General features: G+C 66.2%; 17 protein-coding genes. 12 read left to right on the top strand and 5 right to left on the bottom strand.

All coding sequences use genetic code 11. The features are described 5' to 3' along the window. Positions 1-11 precede the first annotated feature (11 nt). Positions 12-935 carry a GGDEF domain-containing protein gene (locus EBI04_RS01080; RefSeq protein WP_167481851.1) on the bottom strand — a complete coding sequence of 308 codons (924 nt, stop codon included), beginning with the start codon at positions 933-935 and terminating at the stop codon, positions 12-14. 69 nt (positions 936-1,004) lie between these two features. Here EBI04_RS01080 and lepA point away from each other — a divergent pair, with 69 nt between their 5' ends. Continuing rightward, positions 1,005-2,831 carry a translation elongation factor 4 gene (lepA, locus tag EBI04_RS01075; protein ID WP_135255676.1) on the top strand — a complete coding sequence of 609 codons (1,827 nt, stop codon included), beginning with the start codon at positions 1,005-1,007 and terminating at the stop codon, positions 2,829-2,831. After that, entirely contained in the window at positions 2,821-3,804 is a 984-nt protein-coding gene (locus EBI04_RS01070; RefSeq protein ID WP_135255675.1) for a sensor histidine kinase, read from the top strand. Before lepA ends, EBI04_RS01070 begins: the two co-directional genes overlap by 11 nt. Positions 3,805-3,846: 42 nt before the next feature. On the opposite strand, the gene sdaAB is transcribed toward EBI04_RS01070, so the two are convergent. Continuing rightward, complete coding sequence (sdaAB, locus tag EBI04_RS01065) at positions 3,847-4,509, bottom strand: L-serine ammonia-lyase, iron-sulfur-dependent subunit beta (protein WP_135255674.1); 663 nt, start codon at positions 4,507-4,509, stop codon at positions 3,847-3,849. 17 nt (positions 4,510-4,526) lie between these two features. Between sdaAB and EBI04_RS01060 the strand changes: the two genes are divergently transcribed. From EBI04_RS01060 to EBI04_RS01050, 3 genes are read left to right on the top strand one after another with little or no spacing between them, the layout of a single operon-like run. Then, positions 4,527-6,458: a hypothetical protein gene (locus tag EBI04_RS01060; protein WP_135255673.1), complete on the top strand. Its 1,932-nt coding sequence runs from the start codon at positions 4,527-4,529 to the stop codon at positions 6,456-6,458. Further along, positions 6,455-7,309, top strand: a complete 855-nt coding sequence (locus tag EBI04_RS01055; protein ID WP_135255672.1) for a dihydrodipicolinate synthase family protein — start codon at positions 6,455-6,457, stop codon at positions 7,307-7,309. Before EBI04_RS01060 ends, EBI04_RS01055 begins: the two co-directional genes overlap by 4 nt. Then, positions 7,306-7,974 carry an LEA/WHy family protein gene (locus EBI04_RS01050; RefSeq protein WP_135255671.1) on the top strand — a complete coding sequence of 223 codons (669 nt, stop codon included), beginning with the start codon at positions 7,306-7,308 and terminating at the stop codon, positions 7,972-7,974. Before EBI04_RS01055 ends, EBI04_RS01050 begins: the two co-directional genes overlap by 4 nt. Here the strand turns inward: EBI04_RS01050 and cdd are convergent. Further along, entirely contained in the window at positions 7,971-8,339 is a 369-nt protein-coding gene (cdd, locus tag EBI04_RS01045; protein WP_135255670.1) for a cytidine deaminase, read from the bottom strand. The two genes, EBI04_RS01050 and cdd, sit on opposite strands and share 4 nt — an antisense overlap. Then, positions 8,326-9,651, bottom strand: coding sequence for a hemolysin family protein (locus tag EBI04_RS01040; protein WP_135255669.1), 1,326 nt, complete (start codon positions 9,649-9,651; stop codon positions 8,326-8,328). The genes cdd and EBI04_RS01040 overlap by 14 nt, the downstream gene beginning before the upstream one ends. Before the next feature lie 83 nt (positions 9,652-9,734). On the opposite strand from EBI04_RS01040, the gene EBI04_RS01035 reads away from it, so the two are divergent. From EBI04_RS01035 to acnA, 7 genes are all read left to right on the top strand, one after another. Further along, the gene (locus tag EBI04_RS01035; protein ID WP_135255668.1) at positions 9,735-10,169 is read left to right on the top strand and encodes a MarR family winged helix-turn-helix transcriptional regulator; all 435 of its coding nucleotides are present in this window, start codon (positions 9,735-9,737) and stop codon (positions 10,167-10,169) included. Then, a complete protein-coding gene (locus tag EBI04_RS01030) occupies positions 10,162-11,430 on the top strand; it encodes a TolC family protein (protein WP_135255667.1) in 1,269 nt (422 codons plus the stop codon). The genes EBI04_RS01035 and EBI04_RS01030 overlap by 8 nt, the downstream gene beginning before the upstream one ends. Beyond that, on the top strand, positions 11,427-12,395 hold the full coding sequence (locus EBI04_RS01025) for a TolC family protein (protein WP_135255666.1): 969 nt from the start codon (positions 11,427-11,429) through the stop codon (positions 12,393-12,395). Before EBI04_RS01030 ends, EBI04_RS01025 begins: the two co-directional genes overlap by 4 nt. A 2-nt stretch (positions 12,396-12,397) precedes the next feature. Further along, positions 12,398-13,579: an efflux RND transporter periplasmic adaptor subunit gene (locus tag EBI04_RS01020; protein ID WP_135255665.1), complete on the top strand. Its 1,182-nt coding sequence runs from the start codon at positions 12,398-12,400 to the stop codon at positions 13,577-13,579. Then, on the top strand, positions 13,576-16,875 hold the full coding sequence (locus tag EBI04_RS01015) for an efflux RND transporter permease subunit (RefSeq protein WP_135255664.1): 3,300 nt from the start codon (positions 13,576-13,578) through the stop codon (positions 16,873-16,875). The genes EBI04_RS01020 and EBI04_RS01015 overlap by 4 nt, the downstream gene beginning before the upstream one ends. A 3-nt stretch (positions 16,876-16,878) precedes the next feature. After that, complete coding sequence (locus EBI04_RS01010) at positions 16,879-17,631, top strand: alpha/beta hydrolase (protein WP_135255663.1); 753 nt, start codon at positions 16,879-16,881, stop codon at positions 17,629-17,631. 162 nt (positions 17,632-17,793) lie between these two features. Further along, positions 17,794-20,499, top strand: a complete 2,706-nt coding sequence (gene acnA / locus EBI04_RS01005; protein WP_135255662.1) for an aconitate hydratase AcnA — start codon at positions 17,794-17,796, stop codon at positions 20,497-20,499. Between the two features lie 59 nt (positions 20,500-20,558). Here acnA and atpD read toward each other — a convergent pair whose 3' ends face one another. Further along, the gene (atpD, locus tag EBI04_RS01000; protein ID WP_135255661.1) at positions 20,559-21,230 is read right to left on the bottom strand and encodes a V-type ATP synthase subunit D; all 672 of its coding nucleotides are present in this window, start codon (positions 21,228-21,230) and stop codon (positions 20,559-20,561) included. Between the last annotated feature and the right edge of the window lie 34 nt (positions 21,231-21,264).

The following is a 21,264-nucleotide window of genomic DNA, read 5'->3' as shown; positions in this document are numbered from 1 at the left end:
GGCAAGGGTTCTCATCTCCCCTTCTTCCGGTACATGAGCCCATCGGCCGCCTCGAGAGCCTGCACAAGCTCCTTTCCCTCCACCTGGCTGAAGCCCACGGAAACCGAGGGGAAACGGGCATGGACCCGCGCCTCCAGGGAGGCTCCATCCCTTAAGCCCAGGTGCAGGCCCACGAACTCGTCCCCGCCCACCCGGTAAAGGGCATCCCCCTCACGGGCCTCCTCCCGCAGGACCCTGGCGAAGCGGACCAGATGGGCATCCCCCGCCTTATGCCCCTCCCGGTCGTTGACCGCCTTGAGATCGTCCAGATCCCAGAGGGAAAGGACCAGGGAAAGCCCTTCCCGGGCCGCCAGGGCCTGGAGCCGGGGAAAGTCCCGCTCCAAAGAGCGGCGGTTGGCCAGGCCTGTGAGGGGGTCGGTGAGGGCCTCGCTCTGGATGAGGCTTTGCAAAGCCTGAAGTCGATGGATCATGGCCGCCACGCTGAGGCCCGCTATGCTGGCCAAAAGCCCCCCCGCCGCCACCAGGAAGCGGGTTTCCTCCTGGGGCCAAGGGGCGAGGAGGACATAGGCCAAGGCCAGCCAAAGCCCAGGCCAGCCGGCAAAGGCGGCAAAGGCGTAGGCGCCCACGGTGAAGAAGGCCATGACCCCAAGCCGCCAATCCTCCCCGGAAAGCCCCGTGACCACCGCCTCCGGTGGGGCTACCAGGCTCATGAGGGCGGTGAATAGGGCCACCCCTAGGTGCAGGGCCACGGCCAGGCGCCCCATGCCCGTGACCCTGCCCAGGATGTAGGCCACGGGAAGGCTCAACCAGTAAAGGAGGGTGGCAGCGTACATCACCTGGCCCCCATAAAGCACCACCACCGGGATCCACACCAAAGGGATCAGGGCCAGGCGCCAGTAAAGGCGGATCAGCCCCGGCCAGATCTCAGGGGACATGCCGCATTCTACCCAATATCCCCCAACCACCGGGAGGACAGCTTGACTTTGCCCCCTCCACCCTGGACGATGAGAAGGATGGATGACAAGCGCATCCGCAACTTCTCCATCATCGCCCATGTGGACCACGGGAAGTCCACCCTGGCTGACCGAATCCTGCAGCTAACCCATGCGGTGAGCGAACGGGAGATGCGGGAGCAGTTTCTGGACTCCCTGGAACTGGAGCGCGAACGGGGCATCACCATCAAGGCCAGCGCCGTGCGGGTGGAGTACCGGGCCAGGGACGGGGAAACCTATATCTTCAACCTGATCGACACCCCGGGCCACGTGGACTTCACCTACGAGGTCTCCCGGGCCTTGGCGGCGGTGGAAGGTGTCCTTCTGGTGGTGGACGCCAGCCAAGGAGTGGAGGCGGAAACCCTGGCCAAGTTCTACATGGCTCTGGAACACGGCCATGTGATGATCCCCGTCATCAACAAGATCGACCTTCCCAACGCCAGGCCCCTGGAGGTGGCCCTCGAGGTGGAGGAGGTGCTGGGCCTTCCCGCCGACGAGGCCATCTTCGCCTCGGGGAAGACGGGGGAAGGCGTGGAGGAGATCCTCGAGGCCATCGTAAAGCGCATCCCACCCCCCAAGGGCAACCCGGAAGCTCCCCTTAAGGCCCTCATCTTCGACTCCCTCTACGACGCCTACCAGGGGGTCATCCCCTACCTCCGCCTCTTTGAGGGCCGGGTGCGCCCAGGGGACCGGATCCGCATCTACTCCACCGGCAAGGAGTTCACCGTGGACAAGGTGGGGATCTTCACCCCCCAGGGGCTCATCCCCGTGAAGGAGCTTACCGCCGGGGAGGTGGGCTGGCTGGTGGCCGCCATCCGGGACATCCACGACGTGCAGGTGGGGGATACCATCACCCACGCCCACAGGCTCACCGACGCCCCCTACCCCGGCTTCCGCCCCGCCAAACCCGTGGTCTTCGCCGGCCTCTACCCGGTGGAGTCCGGGGACTATGGCAAGCTCCGGGACGCTCTGGAAAAGCTCAAGCTCAACGACGCCGCCCTCACCTTCGAGCCGGAAACCTCCACCGCCTTGGGCTTCGGTTTCCGCTGCGGCTTCCTGGGACTTCTCCATGCGGAAATCGTCCAGGAGCGCTTGGAGAGGGAGTTCGGCCTGGAGCTCATCGCCACCGCCCCCAGCGTGGTCTACAAGGTGCGCCTGAAAAACGGGGAGGAGGTAGAGGTGCTAAACCCCGCCGACCTCCCCGACCCCACAAAGATCGAAGAGATCCTCGAGCCTTACGTGAAACTCACCGTATTTACCCCCGAGGAGTACGTGGGGGCCATCATGCAACTCATCCAGGAAAAACGGGGCCGCCTGGTGAACATGACCTACCTTCCCGGGGAAACCAAGCGGGTGGAGCTGGTCTACGAGGTGCCCTTCGCCGAGATCCTTTACGATTTCCACGACCGCCTGAAAAGCCTCTCCCGGGGCTACGCCTCCATGGACTACGAGCAGATCGGGTACCAACCCGGGGACCTGGTCAAGGTGAACGTGTTGGTGCACGGGGAGCCGGTGGACGCCCTCACCTTCATCGCCCACCGGGACAAGGCCTACGCCATGGCCCGGGCCATCGTGGACAAGTTGGCCGAGGTCATCCCCAGGCAGCTTTTCGAGGTGCCCATCCAGGCGGCCATCGGGGGTAAGATCATCGCCCGGGCCACGGTGAAGGCCCTGCGCAAGGATGTGCTGGCCAAGTGCTACGGCGGGGACGTGACCCGGAAGAAGAAGCTTCTGGAAAAGCAAAAGGAGGGGAAGAAGCGGCTCAAGGCCATCGGCAAGGTGGAGGTGCCCCAGGAGGCCTTCCTGGCGGTGCTCTCGGCGGGGCGGGATGAGTCTTAGGGCAAGGCTCGCCCTGGTTATCGCCCTTCTGGCTTTTCTGCCCAACCTGGTCCTGGCCCTCACCCTGGGCCTCATGGGGGAGGGTCCCTGGCTGCCCTTGGTGCTTTGGCTTCTTCTCATCGCCGTGGTTTCCGGGGCGGTGGGGTATTTCCTGGCCCGAAGCCTCCTCAGGCCCCTCGAGGAGCTCACCCGCGCCCTGGCCTACCTCTCCGTCAAGGAGGGCCCGGTGAACGAGCTCAGACTACCCGCCCCCAAGGAGCCTCCCCCCCTGGAGATCGCCCTGCTCCGCGCCCGCTTCGGGGAACTTCTTCAACGCCTCCAGCGCCTCATGGAGGCCCGGGAAGCCTTCTACGGGGCCCTGGCCCACGACCTGAAAACCCCCCTGCTTTCCGCCATCCGGACCCTGGAGTACCTGGAAAGGGCGGATCACCTGGGACGGGAGAAACGGGTGGAGCTCCTTCTGGCCTTGAGGCGGGAGCTCTCCCAGGCCCATCTTCTCGTGGAAAACCTCCTGGCCCTCTCCCGCCTGGAGGCCCGCACTCCCCAACGGGAAACCCTGAATCTCAGGGCCCTGGCCGAGGATCTTCTGCTTCGCTACCGGGAGGAGGCCAAAAGGCGGGGGCTGGGCCTCGCGGTAGAGGGAGCGGGTCTCGCCCGGGGAGAGCGGCTCCTTTTGGAAAGAGCCCTAGCCAACCTTCTGGACAACGCCCTGCGGCACGCCAAAACCCAGGTGCGCATCCGGGTGGAGGAAGGAGCCTTGCAGGTGGAGGACGACGGGGAAGGGCTTCCCCTGCCTCTGGAGGCCCTGGCCCAGCCCTTCCGCCAAGGAGGCCCGAACCGGGGAAGCGCAGGGCTTGGCCTCTACACCGCCAAGCGGGTGGCGGAGGCCCATGGGGGGAAGCTGGCAAGCTGCCAAAGCCCCTTGGGCGGGGCGTGCCTGCGCCTGGAACTCCCCTCCGCCAGGGCACTCTAAGTACCCCCGCGGCCTGTCCCCTTTTGCCCGTTAGGACAACCCTTAGTCCATGACCGGGGGGATCTGCCGCACCCAGAGGATGTAGGAGAGGTGCTCCAGGTACCTCAAGGGGACCTCGGGAAGGGGACGGTCCACCTCCAGGCTCATCATGGCCTCCCCACCCCGCTTCTTGCGGCTCACCGTGAGATAGGCGATGTTCACCTCGTCATCGGCCAGGATGCGGGCCACCCGGGCCACCACCCCCGGGGTATCCACGTTGCGGATCACCAGGGTGGGGGCGGCTCCGGTGATGCGCACCTCGAAGCCATCCAGGTCAAAGATGCGCACCAATCCGCCTCCCAGGGAGCTTCCCGTCACGGTGATGCGCTCCTTCTCCCCCTCCAGGACCATGCGCACGGTGTTGGGGTGCACATCCCCTAGCTCCACCGCCTTAAAGGCCACCTCGAGGCCTTCTTTCTCCGCCAGGGAAAGGCTTTCCTTAAGCCGCTCGTCGTCGGGGGTAAAGCCCAAAACCCCCGCCACCAGGGCCAGGTGGGTGCCGTGGCCCTTTCCCGTCTTGGCGAAGGAGCCGTGCAGGCCAAACTCCACCCGCCGGGGCTTTTCCCCAAGGAGGTGGCGGGCCAGAAGGGCCAGGCGGCAGGCCCCGGCGGTGTGGCTGGAGGAAGGCCCCACCATCACCGGGCCGATCATGTCCAGTAGACCCATGCCTGTAGAATAACCCCATGCACGCGTTCCTGACCCGGGTCATCGGCTTCCTCTTGGCCCTGGGGCTCCCGGTTTTAGGCCAAAGCCTGGTGGTCCCGAAGGAGGTCCAGGCGGGGAGGCCCGTGGTCCTGGAGGGGCGGGAGCTGCCCGAGGGGCGCTTTCCCCTGGTGCTGGAGGGTCCCGAGGGACAGGAAACCTTGGAGGTGGAGGCCCAGAAGGGAAGGTTCCAGCTGGAGTTGCACCCCAAGGCCCCTGGGGAGTACCGCATCCGCCTTTCCCTGCCCGCCGGTGCCTTGGAAGCCCGCTTCACCGCCCTGGCTCCCGCCACCTCTGAGCTAACCCGGGAAGGGCTCAAGCTCCCATGGGGCCTCTTGCCCTTACCCCCGGGGGATTGGCTGGGGCCTTTGGTCCAAGGGGATAAGGTGTACGTGGCCCAGGGGCTTTTGGTGGTGGAAACCAGCGCGAAGGAGAAAACCTTTTCCTTCCACTTTGCCCCGGCCCGCATCCTGGCCCTCAGGCCAGGCCCCGAAGCCCTCCTCGAGGGGGATTGGGTCTTGCCTATCCCCTTCCCCCGGGTACCCTTTGAAGGCAAGGCGGAGGACCTAAAGGTCCTGGGCTCCCTCCTGGAAGCCCTCAGTCCGCCGAAGCCCTGGCCCTACTATGCCTACTGGACCCTGGACCCCGCCACCCTCACCCCGGAGGACCTGGAGGCCTACGGCCAGGACCTCCTGGCCCGGGGCCATAGGCCGGAACTCTTCTTCGACCAACCGGGGGTGGCCCGCATGGCGGAAGCCTCCCGCTCCCTCCAGAAGAGGGATCCCGAAAAGGCCCTCCTTTTGGCCAGGACCCTTCTCCGATACACCCCTCTTTTCCCCGGCTCTTTGGCCTTCTTTAGGGAAACCGCCACGTACTTGGAGGCCCAGGGCCATCCCGCCCAGGCCCTGACCTTCCAAGAATCAGAAAAGATCCTAAGAACCTGGCTCCCTCCGCAGCTCACCCTACTCCCCCCAGCCCTTGGGACCCTAGGCATAGGGTACCTGGCCCTCATGCTCTACCTTTTCCTCTTCTACCTGCCCGCCCAGCTCAAGGACCTCAAGCCCCTCGGCGGTTACCTGGGGGGATTCTGGAAGCACCCCCTCCTGCGCCTTCGGCACCTTCACCTGGCCTACGCCAGCCTGGGGGAACGGGTGTTGGCCCTGGCCCTCTTCCTAGCCCTCAGCCTGGGCTTCCTTCTTCAGGGACTGGACGCCCAGGTGCGAAAGGAGCTTTTCGCCCCCCCCTTGGACCAAGGCACCCTCCGTACGCAAAAAGCCCAGGACTGGCTCCGCACCCTGCCCCCCACTCCCGAGGTCAAGGCCCTTCTGGGCTACGCCCTCCTTTCGGAAGCCCCCAAGGAGGCCCAAGGCCTCCTGCGGGAAGCCACTTTACCCTTCGCCCTGGCCCTTAGGGGAGACGAAGCCGCCTTGGCCCAAGCCTACCGTAAGGCTCCCCTCGAGGGACCCATCCGCACCGCCCTCCAACTGGGGCAGGATCCCTGGGGGGCTAGGGAGCCAGGTCCCAGCCTGCGCACCCTTTACCTGGCCCTCCTCCAGGTGGAGCTAGAGCGCCTCCAGGAGGACCCCTTCCGGGAGTTCCTGCGCCTAGGCACCTCCCTTCCGGAAGGGGTGAAGCCCTGGGCCTTCGCTGGCTTCTGGCTCCTTCTCCTCTACCACCTCCTCACCTTCCTCCTGCCCCGGCGCAGGACCCCGGTTCCTCCCTCCTGGGCCCTGGGGGTACGCCTCTTGGTACCGGGAAGCCTGGGCTTCTCCTCGGGCCTGGGCCTTGTCCTCCTCCTCCTGGCCGCCTATGGGCTCCTTGCCTTCCTGGAGAGCCAGAAACCCACCCTCCTGATCCTGGCCTATGGGTTCCACCTCCTGGTGTTAGTCTTGAGCCTGAGGAGGCCCGTATGATCCTTCCACCCATCCCCACTCCCTTCGACCGGAAAGGCCACCTGGACACGGAGGCCTTTCGAGAACTGGCGGAAGCCCTAGAACCCCTAGTGGACGGGCTTCTCATCTACGGCTCCAACGGGGAAGGCGTTCACCTGACCCCTGAGGAACGGGCCAGGGGGCTTTGGGCCCTAAAACCCCGGAAGCCTTTCCTGGTGGGCCTCATGGAGGAAACCCTGCCCCAAGCGGAAGGGGCCCTCCTCGAGGCCCAGGAAGCAGGCGCCATGGCCCTTCTGGCCACGCCTCCCCGCTACTACCACGCAAGCCTCGGCGAGGGGCTTGTGGCCTACTACCAAGCCCTGGCGGAAAGGATGCCCATCTTCCTCTACCACGTGCCCCAGAACACCAAGGTCGACCTGCCCCTTTCCGCGGTGGCAACCCTGGCCCAACATCCCCGGATCACGGGAATCAAGGACTCCAGCGGTGACCTTTCCCGCCTGGCCTTTTACCAAGCCCATCTGAGGGATGACTTCCGGGTCTTTACCGGCCACGCCCCCACCTTCCTGGGGGCCTTGGCCCTGGGAGCCGAAGGAGGCATCCTGGCGGCAGCCAACCTGGCCCCCCGGGCCTACCGGACCCTGCTGGACGCTTTCCGATCGGGACGGCTTGCGGAGGCCCAGGTCCTGCAGAAACGCCTTTTCCCCTTGGGGGACCTCCTCGCCAAGGGCGGGGTGCCCCTGCTGAAACAGGCCCTGCGCCACCTGGGCTTGCCCGCAGGCTACCCCCGGCCGCCTTACCCTGAGGAAAGCCCCTTTTGGCCAGCCTTTTTGCCGAAGCTAGAAAGCCTGAAAGAAGAAGGGTGGATCCTATGAAGGCGTCCTTCAGAACCGCTCTCCTCCTGGTCCTTCTGGCCCTGGGGGCCTGCGCCCCCCAGACCCTCGCCCCCGAGGCCCGCTTCTTGGGGGCGGAACTGCGCGGCCTGGAGCTTTCCCCAAGCCCGGCCCTCCTCCTGAGCCTGCGGGTGGAGTTCCAAAACCCCAACCCCTTCCCCCTGCCCCTTTCCGCCTTCGGCACCAGGCTCCGGGTGGGGGAGATCCTCTTGCCCCTGGACCTCACCCTCTCCCCAGGCCGGAGGGAAGAAACCCTCCTCGTGCGGCTTACCCCGCAAGACGCCCTGAACACCGCCCAAGCCCTTCTCTCTCCGCAGGGGGTGGAGGTGGCGCTGGAAGGCCGCACCCTGGGGCGGGAGCTGACCTTTTTCCGCGCCCGGGTGGCCCTACCCTTAGAGCCCCCAAGGGTGCGCCGGGCAGGGGTGAACTTCTTTTTGGAAAACCCCAATCCCCTCCCCCTTCGGGTGGAAGGGAGGCTTGTCCTCCTGGGCCAGAGCTTCCGGGTCGAGGCCGACCTGCCCGCCCGGGGGGAAGGGAGGCTTCAGGTGGTGGGCTTCCGGCCCGGGCTGGAGCGGGGTTCGGGAAGGCTGGAGCTTACCCTCGAGGTCCCCGGCTTCTTCCGCCAAACCCTGGTCCTGAACCTCTAGAGCCTAAAACCCCAGGGCAAGAGCTCCCCCAGGGTCTTCACCACGTACCCCTCGGGCCCGTGCATGACCACCTCGGTCCCGGGGGTACCGAACTCAAGGAGCACCTGGCGGCACCCCCCGCAAGGGGGAATAGGGCCCTTGGGGCTATAGATGTGCACCCGGTCTATCCGCCTCTTTCCCGCCAGGACCATGGCCGCCACCGCATTGCGCTCCGCACACTGGGAAAGGGGAAAGGAGGCATTTTCCACATTGACCCCAAGGAAGCTTTCCCCCTCCGCCTCCACCAGGGCCACCACGGGAAAGCCGGAGTAAAGAGCGTAGGCCCGCTCCACGTGGGCCTTAAGGATGGCCCTAACCCTCTCCATGCTCCACCAGCCTTTCCACCCGCACCCGCTCGATGCGGCGCTGGTCGGCGCTTTCCACCACAAAGCGGAACCCCTGCCACTCCACGCTCTCCCCCACGCCGGGGATGCGGCCGAACTGCTCGTAGAGGAAACCGGAAAGGGTGTCGTACTCCCCCTCAGGAAGCTCCACCCCTAGGGCCTCGGAAACCTCGTCCACGGGGGTCTGGGCCTGAATGGAGAAGGAGCCGTCGGGAAGCCTACGGATGGCCAGATCTTCCGGCTCGTCGGTCTCGTCGTAGATCTCCCCCACGATCTCCTCCATCACGTCCTCTAAGGTGACCAGGCCCGCGGTGCCCCCAAACTCGTCCACCACGATGGCCATGTGCACCTTCCGCCGGCGCAGCTCTCGTAAAAGGGACCAGGCGTCCATGTTCTCGGGGACGAAGTAGGGGGGGTGGGCGATGGAGGCCACGGTGCGCCCTTTCAGGTCCTCCTCGCAGTAGTAGTCCAACAGGTCCTTGGCGTAGGCTACCCCCACGATGTGGTCCACGCTCTCCTTGTAGACGGGAACCCGGCTGTAGCGGTGCTCCCGGAAGAGGTGGAGGAAGTCCTCTAGGCTGGCCTCCGCCTCGATGGCCACCATCTCCACCCGGGGGGTCATGATCTCCCGCACCGGGGTCTCCTCCAGCTCCAGGATGGAGTGGATCATCTCCTCCTCCTGGGCCTCGATGGTGCCGGACTCCTCCGCCCCCGCCAGGATGAGCTTGAGCTCCTGCTCGGACACCAGGGGAGTACCCCGGGGCTCGAGGCCCAGCCCCTTGAGCAGAAGGGAGGAAACCAGGCTGAAGAACCGACCCACAGGGTAAAGAAGGACAGAGAGGATGTAGATGGGCCAGGCCCCCACCCGAGCTAGGACCTCCGCATGGTGCACGGCGATGGACTTGGGGGTGATCTCCCCGAAGAACAGGATGAGAAAGGTCATGAGCCCCGTGGCCAAGCCCACCCCCGCCGAGCCGAAGGCCCGGGTGGAAAGGTCCGTGACCAGGGCGGTGGCGGCGATGTTCACCAAGTTGTTGCCCACCAGGATGGTGGTGAGGAAACGGGTGATGTCCTGGGCCAGGAGGCGGAAAGGACCCCCTTGCGCTTGCGCCAGCTCCCGCACCTTCCAGGGGTAGAGGGTGGTGAAGGCGGTCTCGCTGGCGGAGAAGAAGGCGGAAAGCCCCAGGAGGAGGACCAAAAGAAAAACGTCCCCGGGGGTTGGAGCTTGGGCTTGGGCCAGGGCTAGGGAACCGAAGGGCAAGAAGAAGAGCCACCGACTGGGAGGTGTGTCCATATCGCCTTTTCGCATTGTACACCATGGGGGAGTGTGGCCCGGCCCCCGCTTCTTTATTTCACGCTCCTATATAGTTGAATAGTATGAACGGTCCTCCCCTACCCCTGGTGGAAGAGCTTTCCCGCCTAGGCTACGCCCTCATGCGCCTCCTCCTGGCCCGGGCCAAGGAGGCCTTCGCCCGCGAGGGCCTCTCCCCCCTGCAGGCGGAGGTGCTGCGCCTGGTGCGGGAAGGGGTCCAGCTCCCCTCCCGTTTAGCGGAGCATCTGGAAATCCTCCCTTCCCAGGTGTCTCACCTTCTGGCCTCCTTGGAGGAAGCCGGCCTCCTCGAGCGCCACCCCGACCCTGAGGACCGCCGAAGGGTGCTTTTGCGCCTCACCCCCCAGGGAGAAGCGGTGCAGCAGCGCCTACAAGAAGGCTGGCTTAGGGCCTATGGCCAGTACCTGGCCCGGCTCACCCCAAGGGAACTTCTCCTGTTTCGGGACCTCTTGCGCAAGCTCACGGAGGTGGAGGATGGCTAGAACCCTTGCCCTTCTCCTCTTCCTCCTCCCCACCCTGGCCCAGGAAGCGCTAAGCCCCCTCAAGGACCACCCCCTGGCCCAGCAGGCAAAGGCCCTTTTGCAGGCTGCCGCCAAGGCCCTCGAGGCCCAGACCTCCCCCTTGGCCCTCAATGTGCAGGGGAACTACGCCCGCCTGGGATACGAGTGCACTCCTCCTTCCCTCTGCCAAGGCCTGCCCGCCACGGGGGGAAGCCTCACCCTGGCCCTGGTCCTGACCCCCTTCCCCTTTGGGGAAGTGCAGGACAGCGTGGAACGGGCCCGGATCGCCCACCGCAGGGCCGAGCTGGGCTACCGCAGGACCCTCACCGCCCTGCAAGCCCAAGCGGTGGCCGCGTACGGGCGTTACCAGCTGGCCCTCTTGGGGGAAAAGCTGGCGCAAAAGGGAGCAGAACTGGCCCGGGCAGCCCTGGAGGCGGCCCGGAAACGCCAGGCCAACCCCAAGGAGCTCCGGGAGGCGGAGCTTGCCCTGAAGGAAGCAGAAAACCGCCTCCTGGAGGCCCAGAAAAACGGGGAACTGGCCAGGAAGGGAGCGGAGGGGCTGGTGGACCTCACCCAACCCCTTCCCGAGATCCCCCCACCCCGGGGCACCACGCCCCTTTCCCTGGAGGAGGCCCGCCTAGGGCTCCTGGAGGCCCAGATCGCCCACATGAGCGCCCTTCGCACCCTTCTCCCCGAGGTCAAGGCCAGCTACCTCCGCTATCCCAGCGGGAACGACACCCTAGCCCTAAGCCTCTCCAGCCGGACCCTGCAGCCCACCTTGGCCTACACCCGGCAGGACCCCGCACAAGGGCCCACCGTCCTGCCCGGTGGGGGCAGCTACCGCACCTTGGAGGAGATGCGGCTCTCCCTCTCCCTAACCCTTTCCCCGGGGCTCTTCGCCGCCTTGGAGGCCGCCGAGGCCCAGGTGCGGGGGGCGGAAGAGGCCCTCAAGGCCGCCGAGATGCAAGCCAGGCTCCAGGAGGAGACCCTGAAGAACGCCCTTGTGGCCCTAAGTATGGCCCTTGATCTGGCCCGTCTCCGCCGCGAGGCCCAGGAAAGGGCCTTGGCGGAAACGAAAAGGCGCCTGGAGCTGGGCCTAGAAAGCCCCCTGGCCCTCTTGCAGGCGGAGCTTTCCCTTCTCCAAGCAGAGCTGGCCCTAGCTCAAGCGGAAAGCGATCTCAGAAACAAGTGGATGGAGCTTTACCAGTTCTACGGCGAACTCCTACCGGAGGTAATCCCATGAGGAAAAGCGCTCTAGCCTTACTCGTACTCCTGGCTTGCGGCCTGGCCCAGCCCCTCCCCGAGGCCTTGAAAAAGGCACCGGAGGTGGCGGCAGTGGTCACGGCCCGTTTGGACTACGAAACCAAGCAGAAAGAGCTAGCCCGCACCCTCCAGGACCCCTTGCGCACGGCCTTGGCCGAGCTGCAGGCCCGCCAGGCCAGGGACCTGGCCGAGGCCCGGCTTAAAAGGGCCCTGGCCCAGGCAGAAAGCGACATCGTCGCCGCCTACACCCAGGCCTATGAAGCCCTTTTGCAGGTGGATCTGGCGGCAAAGGCCCTGGAGGTGGCCGAGCTGGGGCTCAGGGCCACGGAGATCCGCCTCAAGGGAGGCGGGGCCACCAGCCTGGACCTCCTCGAGGCGCAAAACCGGCTTTTGGAAGCCCGGAAGAACCTGGAGCTGGCGCAGAGGGGCCGCGATAGCGCCCTGGGCGCCTTGGCCAACCTGGTGGGCCCTTGGAAGCCAGAAAGCGTCAAGGAGCTCCCAGCCCTCCCCGGGGAGGGGGTGGTGGAAACCCTTCTTCAGGAGCACGCCGACCTCCTTCAGCTGAAGCAGTCCCTGGCCCTTCTCCGCTTCCAGCGGGGCCTCATGGACGAAAGCTTTGTCCCAAGGAAAGAGATGGAGGCCCTCGAGGACCAGATGCAAACCTTGGAAACCAACCTGGACAACCTGGAGCGCTCCCTGAGGCTTGGCCTGGAGACCAGGTACCGCCAGCTATCCCCCCTCCTGCAAGGGGTAAAGGCGGCAGAGGAGGCCTACCGGGCGGCCCAGGAACGCTACCGGGCCGAGGAGAAGCGCTTCCAAGCCGGGCTCACCAGCCGCCTTTCCCTGCTCCAGCAGGAGCTTGCCCTGAAGCAGGCGGGGCTCTCCTGGGAGCAGGCCAAGCACGCCTACCTGAAGGCCTACTACGGCCTTCTGGCCTCGAGGTGAACATGCGCCGATTTCTCCTTCTCCTACCCCTCCTTCTCTTCGCCTGCGCCCCCAAAAAGGCGAAACCCCCCCTCCCAGCAACCCAGGCCCCCCTGGCCCTCCAAGTGCGGGTGGTGGAGGCCAAGCGGGGGGTGCTGGAACGGGAGGTGCGCACCTCCGCCAGCCTGCAGGCGGAAAAGGACAGCCTGGTGGCGGCTGGGGCTTCCGGCCGGGTCCTTAGAGCGCTTCCCGCCGGCACCCGGGTGGGGGCGGGGGAAGGGGTGGTCTACCTGGACCCTGCTCCCTTCCAGGAGGCCCTGGAAGCTGCCAGGCTAAACCTCAAGCAGGCCGAGGCCAACCTGGAGCGCACCCGAAGCCAGCTGGCGGGAAACCGGGCCACCCTCAAGGCCCAGCTTCAGGCGGCAGAGGCCCAGCTCCAGGCGGCCAAGAAGCGCTACGAGGAAGGCCAGGCCCTGCTTTCGGCGGGGGCCTTAGCCCCTTTGGACCTCAAGGCCCTCGAGGCCCAGTACCGCCAGGCGGAAAGCAACTACCAGAACGCCCTCGAGGCCCTATCCCGCCTAGAGCGGGGGGAGGACCTCAGGCTTTTGGAGCTTCAGGTGGAGGCCGCCCGGCTCCAGGTGCACCAGGCGGAAAGGAACCTTAAGGAAAGCACGGTGCGGGCCCCCTTCGCCGGGGAGGTGGTGGAGGTCTTCGTAAGGGAAGGGGAGTTCGTGGGAACAGGAAGCCGGGCCTTCCGGTTGGCCACCACGGACCGCCTTTTGGCCAAGGTCTACCTCCCTCCCGACCAAGCCAGCGCCCTCACCCCAGACACTCCCTTCCTCCTCAGGCAAAACGGGCGGGAGGTACGGGCACGCCTCCTGCGCAAGACGGACCTCCCGGGACAGACCCGCCTGGTGGAGGTGGTCCTGAAGCCGGAAGGCACACTGCTCCCGGGTCCAGCCGAGGTGCGCTACCGGGTGAAGCTGGCCGAAGGCTTCCTCCTCCCCTCAGCGAGCCTCCAGGTCCGGGAGGGGGAAACCCTGGTCTACCAGGTGAAGGCGGGGAAGGCGAGAACAACCCCCGTGCGCCTTCTTGCCCAGGAGGGGGGGCAGGCGGCGGTGGAGGGCCTTGAGGAGGGCGCCGAGGTCATCCATCCCGTGCCCGTGGGCCTCAAGGATGGCGATCCCGTGGAGGTGGTCCGGTGAGGATCAATCCCCTGGTGGCCTTCTTCGTGGAGCGATTCGTCTTCGCCACGGCCATCTTCGTGGGCCTGGTCCTGGTGGGTCTGCTCCTGGGCCTTGGGCTTGGGGTGGAACTCCTGCCCCGCTTCAGCGTGCCCGTGGTGGCGGTTTCCACCAGCTACCCCGGGGCCGGTCCTGAGGAGGTGGCGGAGCAAGTATCCAAACCCCTCGAGGACGCCCTATCCACCCTAAGCGGGGTGGACACCATCGGAAGCAGCTCCACCGAGGGTTTCAGCCTGGTCTTCGTCCAGTTCCAGCAAGGGGTGGACGTGGACCGGGTGGCGGTGGAGGTGAGCCAGAAGGTGGCCGCCACCCGCGCCCTACTTCCCAAGGATGCCTCGCCCCCCGTGGTGCAGAAGTTCGACCCCTCGGCGAGCCCCATCCTCTACGTGGCCCTCGAGGCGCCCGGGGAGGATCTCTCCCGGGTGTTGCGCTACGCCGAGCGAACCCTAAAGCCCCGCCTCCAGCTGGTGCCGGGAGTGGCGGATATCCGCCTCACCGGGGCGCCCAAGAGGGCCATCCAGGTTTACCTGGACCCTGACCGCCTGCAAGCCCTGGGGGTAGCCCCCGGCCAGGTGGTGCAGGCGCTTTCCACCTCGGCCTTGAACCTGCCCTTGGGAAGCCTCACCGAGGAGGAAAAGCGCCTGGTCTACACCCTGCGCAACACCCCCGCCACCGCCTCGGAGGTGGCGGACGTGCTCCTGGATCCCTCCCGGGGCCTCAGGATCAGGGACGTGGCCCGGGTGGAGGAGCGGGCGGAGGAGCCCAGCACCCTAAATCGCCTGAACGGCCGCCCCGCCGTCCTCCTGGCGGTGGTGAAGACCCCGGACTCCAACGCTGTGGCCGTGGCGGACGGGGTCAAAAAGACCCTGGCGGAAACCCGGCTCCCCGCAGGCTACCGAGCGGAGGTCGCCCTAGACTCCACCCGCTTCATCCGGGCCGCCGTTTTGGACACGGTGCGGGAAGCTTTCCTGGCCGCCCTGGCGGTGTCCTTGGTGGTGTTGGTCTTCTTGGGGAAGCTGAACTCCGTCTTCTCCGTGATCCTGGCCATCCCCATCACCCTCTCGGGGGCCATCCTCCTCTTCGGCCTTTTGGGCTTCACCTACAACCTCATCAGCCTCCTGGCCCTCACCGTGGCGGTGGGCATCGTGGTGGACGACTCCATCGTGGTGGCGGAGAACATCGACCGCTACCGCCGGATGGGCTTCAGCCCCAAAGAAGCGGTGTTGAAGGGAGCCAGCGAGGTTTCCGTGGCGGTGGCCGCCGCCACCCTGAGCCTTTTAGCGGTATTCCTCCCCATCAGCTTCCTCCCGGGCATCATCGGCCAGATCTTCCAGCAGTTCGGCCTGGGGATGGCCGCCGCCATCGCCGTGAGCTGGCTGGAGGCCCTCCTTTTCCTCACCGTGCGCCTGGCCTACTTCCCCGACCCGGAACCCCCAAGCTCCAAGGAAGCCCTTCTGGCCCTACGCCTCCTGCCCCAGGACCTTCGCTTCGCTTACCGAAGGGGCTTCCGCACCCCAGCGGGCCTTCTCCTCGGAGCCCTGGCCGCCTTCCTCCTCTACCGGCAGGGACCCCTTTGGCTCCTCCTCCTTCCCCTGTACCCCGCCCTCCTCGGCCTTGGGCGCTACCTAGGCCGCTTTTTCCTGGACCTGGCGGGAGCCCTCACCCACCTCCTTCACGCCAGCTCCGAGGCCTTGATGCATCGCCTCACCGAGGCCTACGCCCGAAGCCTAGGCCAGGTCCTAAGGCGGCCTTGGGTGGTCCTGGGCCTCGCCACCCTGGCCTTCCTCTCCCTCTTCCCCATCCTGCCCAGGATCCCCTTCAACTTCACCCCCCGCTCCGACACCGGGGTCCTCACCGCCACCCTGCTCTTGCCCAAGGACACCCCCTTAGCGGTCTCCGACCGGGCGTCAAGGGCCCTCGAGGCCTACTTCCTCTCCCACCCCGCCGTGAGCCGGGTGGTCACCACCGTGGGGGCCAGCGCCACCGGTGGGGCCCAGGTGGGGGACCCCAGCCGGGTACAGCTCCAGATCGTCCTGAAGCCCAAGGATGAGCGCCCGGACATCTTCACCCTCACCGAGGTCTTCAACCGCCAAGGACGGGAGGCCCTTAAGGATTTCCCTGGGGCCGACCTGCGGGTCCTGGCCCAGACCGGCCCCGAGGCCGGGGATGCGGACCTGCAGTTTTTTGTCACCAGCCCCGACCGGGCCCTTCTGGAAAAGCGGGTAAAGGAGATCACCCAACTCATCGCGGAAAAACCCTACGTCCTCAACGTGAAGAACACCCTCGAGGCCACCCAGCGGGAACGGGTCTTCGTCCCCGATCCTGCCCGGCTTTCCGGCACCGGCCTCACCCCCTTGGACGTGGCCCAGACCCTGCGCCTTTACCTCTCGGGCACCCAGGCGGCCACCGCCAGGAGGAGCGGCGAGGAGCTGGCCATCGTGGTCCAGGTGGACCCCCTACGCCTCGGGGGTGAGTCCGACCTCCTCTCCCTGCCCATCTACGCCCCTGCCCTGGGGGCCTTCCTGCCCCTTTCCAACCTGGGGCGGTTCGTGGAGCGGCCTGGACCCACCCTAATCTCGAGGCGCAACCAAGCCTACGCCGCCGGCATCAACATCAACTTGAAGCCGAATGCCCCCGGGACCTTCCAAATCCAAAGGGAGCTGGAGGCGGAACTCCAGTCCAAGGGGCTTCTGGGCGATGGGGTGGAGCTCTTGGCCACGGGCCTGGGTAGCTTCACCGGGGAACTGGCCCGGCTCGCCCCCCTGGCCTTCGCCCTGGCCCTGGTGCTCAACTACCTGGTCATCGCCAGCCAGTTCAACGCCTGGCGCTACCCCCTTTACCTCCTCCTCCCCGTCCCCTTAGCCTTGGTGGGGGCCTTCTGGCTTACCTACCTTTTGGGAACCGGCCTGGACGTGATCAGCGTGCTGGGGGTGGTGATGCTCATCGGTCTGGTCACCAAAAACGCCATCCTCCTCCTGGACTTCGCCGTAAGGCGCATGCGGGAAAAGCCCTTGAGGGAAGCCCTGGTGGAGGCGGCCCGGCTCCGCTTAAGGCCGATCCTCATGACCACCCTCACCGTGCTCATCATCAGCCTTCCCCTGCTCCTGGGCACCGGGGAAGGGGCGGAGTACCGCAGGCCTTTGGGGGTGATCATCCTGGGAGGGCTTCTTTCCTCCACCCTCCTCACCCTCTTCGTGGTGCCCGCGGCCTTCTACGCCTTTGAAGGGCGAAGGGCCCGGGCAGCGATCCTGAAGTGATCCATGAGCGCCAAAAAGCTCCTTCTCCTCTTCCTGGTGGCAGCCTTCCTCCTGGCCCTGGCCGTGGCCGGGGTAGCCCACTATTTCCTCAGGCCCTTAAAGGCGGAGGCCGTGGCCCAGGAGGCCTTGAAGCAAGCTGGCCTCGAGGTGCGGGAGGCCTCTTACGGCCTAGAGCTCATCCCCAGAGCCCCCACGGCCCTTTTGGCCTTCTACCCCGGGGCCCGGGTGGAACCCTTGGCCTACGCCCCGGTCCTGGCCCCGGTGGCGGAGGCGGGGTACCTGGTGGTCCTTCTGAAGGTGCCCTCGGGGATCGCCCTCTTGGGCAAGGAACGGGCCTTGGAGGCTAAGGCCGCCCACCCCACCCTCCCCTTGGTAGTGGGTGGACACAGCCTGGGCGGGGTGGCGGCGGCAGAGCTGGCCGCCTCGGAAGGGCTTCCCCTTATCCTCTTCGCCAGCTACCCAGAAAAGGACCTTTCCCAGGAAAACTTTCCCGTCCTGGCCCTTTTCGGCACGGAAGACGGCCTTCTCCCCCCGGAAAAAGCCCGGGAAAAGGCCCGGCTCCTCCCCAAAAACGCCCGGGTGGTCTTCGTGGAGGGGCTAAACCATGCGGGCTTTGGCGCCTATGGCCCCCAGAAGGGGGACCGGCCCGCCCGAAGACCCCGGGAAGCCCTATGGCGGGAGATCCAGGAGGAGGTCCTGCTTTTCTTGGAAGGCCTGGGCCTGGAGGCCCCTGCCCCGCCCCAAGCCCACCGCTGAGGGCCAAGGTGATATAGTGGAAATGGCCGGGGCGGGCGCCCCCCCTCGGAACACTTTCCCCTAAAACTCGCACCCATCTGAAACCCCGGCTTTGGCGCCTGGGCACTGGGGTTTGCAACCTGCTGGGTGTGGTTTAGAAAGGGGGAAGGGAAAGGAGCAGCCATGAAGGATAGTTTCCAAACCCTTAAGACCCTTAACACCCCAAGCGGCACCTACGCCTACTTTGACCTCACGGAACTGGAAAGAAAAGGGATTGCCGAGGTAAGCCGCCTTCCCTTCTCCATCCGCATCATGCTGGAAAGCCTCCTCAGAAACGAGGACGGCTACCAGGTGACCCAGGAAGACATCGAAGCCCTGGCCCGCTGGCAACCTGAACCCGGGGAGATCAACGTGCCCCTGAAGCTGGCCCGGGTCATCCTCCAGGACTTCACCGGGGTCCCGGCGGTGGTGGACCTGGCCGCCATGCGGGATGCCGTGGCCGAGCGGGGTGGGGACCCCAAGCGCATCAACCCCGTGGTGCCCGCCGACCTGGTCATCGACCACTCGGTGCAGGTGGACGCCTTCGGCACCGCCTACGCCTTCTTCCACAACGTGGAGAAGGAGTACGAGCGGAACCGGGAGCGCTACCTGCTCCTCAAGTGGGCCCAGGGAGCCCTGCAGAACTTCCGGGTGGTACCCCCGGGCACCGGCATCGTCCACCAGGTGAACCTGGAGTACCTGGCCCAGGTGGTGATGACCGAAAAGCGGGATGGCCTCCTTCTCGCCTTCCCCGACAGCCTGGTGGGCACCGACAGCCACACCACCATGGTCAATGGCCTCGGGGTCCTGGGCTGGGGGGTGGGGGGCATCGAGGCCGAGGCGGTCATGCTGGGCCAGCCCTACTACATGCTGGCCCCCAAGGTGGTGGGCTTCAAGCTCTACGGGGAGCTTCCCGAAGGGGCCACCGCCACCGATCTGGTCCTCACCATCACCGAGATTCTCCGCAAGCACGGGGTGGTGGGCAAGTTCGTGGAGTTCTACGGGCCCGGGGTGGCCAAGCTCTCCCTGGCCGACCGGGCCACCATCGCCAACATGGCCCCCGAGTACGGGGCCACCATGGGCTTCTTCCCCGTGGACGAGGAAACCCTGAACTATTTGAGGCTCACGGGCCGCCCGGAGGAGCTGGTGGAGCTGGTGGAGGCCTACACCAAGGCGGTGGGGCTTTTCCGCACCCCCGAGGCGGAGGCCAAGGTGCAGTACTCCGAGTACCTGGAGCTGGACCTCGCCACGGTGGAACCTTCCCTGGCCGGCCCCAAGCGGCCCCAGGACCGGGTGGCCCTTAAGGAGGTGAAGCAAAGCTTCCTGGCCCACCTCACCAAGCCGGTGAAGGAACGGGGCTTCGGCCTCACCCAGGACCAGCTCTCCAAAAAAGTGCTGGTGAAGCGCCAGGACGAGGAGTTTGAGCTCACCCATGGCTCCGTGGTCATCGCCGCCATCACCAGCTGCACCAACACCTCCAACCCCACGGTGATGCTGGGAGCCGGGCTTTTGGCCAAGAAGGCGGTGGAGGCGGGCCTGGACACCAAGCCCTGGGTGAAGAGCTCCCTGGCCCCGGGCTCCAAGGTGGTGACGGACTACCTCGAGGCCAGCGGCCTCCTTCCCTTTCTCGAGGCCCTGCGTTTCCACGTGGTGGGCTACGGGTGCACCACCTGCATCGGCAACTCCGGCCCCCTGCCCGAGGACATCGCCAAGGCGGTGGAGGAGGGGAACCTGGTGGTGGCCGCCGTCCTCTCCGGCAACCGCAACTTTGAAGGGCGCATCAACCCCCATGTGAAAGCCAACTACCTGGCAAGCCCCATGCTGGTGGTGGCCTACGCCCTGGCGGGCCGCATGGACATCGACTTCGCCACCGAGCCCCTGGGCTATGACCCCAACGGCAAGCCCGTCTACCTCAAGGACATCTGGCCCTCCATGGAGGAGGTCCGGGAGGCCATGGCCAAGACCCTGGACCCCGAGCTTTTCAAGAAGGAATACGCCAGGGTCTTTGAGGGGGACGAGCGCTGGCAGGCCCTGCCCGCCCCCACCGGAGAGCTTTTCCACTGGGATCCTGAGAGCACCTACATCCAAAACCCTCCCTTCTTCCGGAACCTGGGCCAGCACCAGGTGGGGGATATCCGGGGGGCCAGGGTGCTTTTGGTCCTCGGGGATTCCGTGACCACCGACCACATCTCCCCCGCCGGGGCCATCCCGGTGAAGAGCCCGGCGGGCCAGTACCTGATCTCCAAGGGGGTCAAGCCCGAAGACTTCAACTCCTACGGCTCCCGCCGGGGCAACCACGAGGTGATGATGCGGGGCACCTTCGCCAACATCCGCATCAAGAACCTGATGCTGGATGGGGTAGAAGGAGGTTTCGCCAAGAAGCTTCCTGAGGGAGAAGTGGACTTCGTCTACCACGTGGCCATGCGCTACCAGGAGGAGGGTACCCCCCTTCTGGTCATCGCCGGCAAGGAGTACGGTACCGGTTCTAGCCGCGACTGGGCGGCCAAGGGCACCTTCCTCCTGGGCATCAAGGCGGTGCTGGCGGAAAGCTTCGAGCGCATCCACCGCTCCAACCTGGTGGGCATGGGGGTCCTGCCCCTGGAGTTCCTGCCCGGGGAGAACCGGGAGACCTTGGGCCTCACCGGCTACGAGGTTTACGACATCCTGGGCCTTCAGTACCTCACCCCCCGCAAGAAGGTGGAGGTGGTGGCCAGAAAGGAAGACGGCACAGAGGTTCGCTTCCAGGCCATCGCCCGCCTGGACACCCCGGTGGAGGTGGATTACTACAAGAATGGCGGCATCCTCCAGACCGTGCTCCTCAACATGCTGAAGGAAGCCAAGGCCCAGTAGGGAAGCGTGCAAGGCCCCGGGTGATCACCCGGGGCCTTTTTTACCCCTCTAGGAATGCGCTAAAGCCCTGCCCCGATCTCCAGCTGGGGGTTTGGCCGACCCCCTTCCGCCTCCGCCTCCCGGGCCTCGATCTTGCCCTTGATGCGCTTCAGTCGGAAGGTGTCCTCCCGCTCTCTCTGCTCTAGCACCTGCTGGATGAAGCGGATCTGGCCCCGGATCCCGGGGATCACCACCTGCTCCAGGGCGTTCACCCGTCGGGTGGTCTTCTTGATCTCCTCCCCGATCTTTTTCAGGCGGGTTTCCGTGTTGGCCACCTGGATCAAGGCCTCGGCGTAGCGGCGGAAGGCCCGGGCGGCTTCCAGGGTGTAGGCCGGGGTGCCCACCGGGGAGAGCAAGGCCCCGTCGGGGAAGGTGGCCTTGAGCCTCGGCACCTTGCTCCCCCAGACGTTTTCCACCTCCGCCTGCACCTCCTCGAGGGGCCTCACCCCCAAGGCTGCCCCGGACACCACCTCCGGCCCGTCAAAGGCCTGGGCGAGAAGCAAGGCCCCATAGGCCTCCTGGGCCGCCCGGTTCAGGGCCTTACGGGCCTCCAAGGCCTCCTTGACCAGGCCGAAGAACTCCGCCACCAGGGCATCCCGCTTCTTCTTGAGGAGGTCCACCCCCTTCTGCGCCAGGCGCAACTGGCCGCGCCGCTGCAGGAGGTTCATGCGGGTGGGGCTCACTTGGCTCACGACAGCACCTCCTTACCGGGGACCCCCGGACGGG

Origin of the sequence: Thermus caldilimi, assembly GCF_004684245.1 — a bacterium.
Classification (GTDB): Bacteria; Deinococcota; Deinococci; order Deinococcales; family Thermaceae; genus Thermus; species Thermus caldilimi.
Note: the sequence above shows the minus strand (reverse complement) of the source record. Positions and strands in the feature narration are given on the sequence as shown.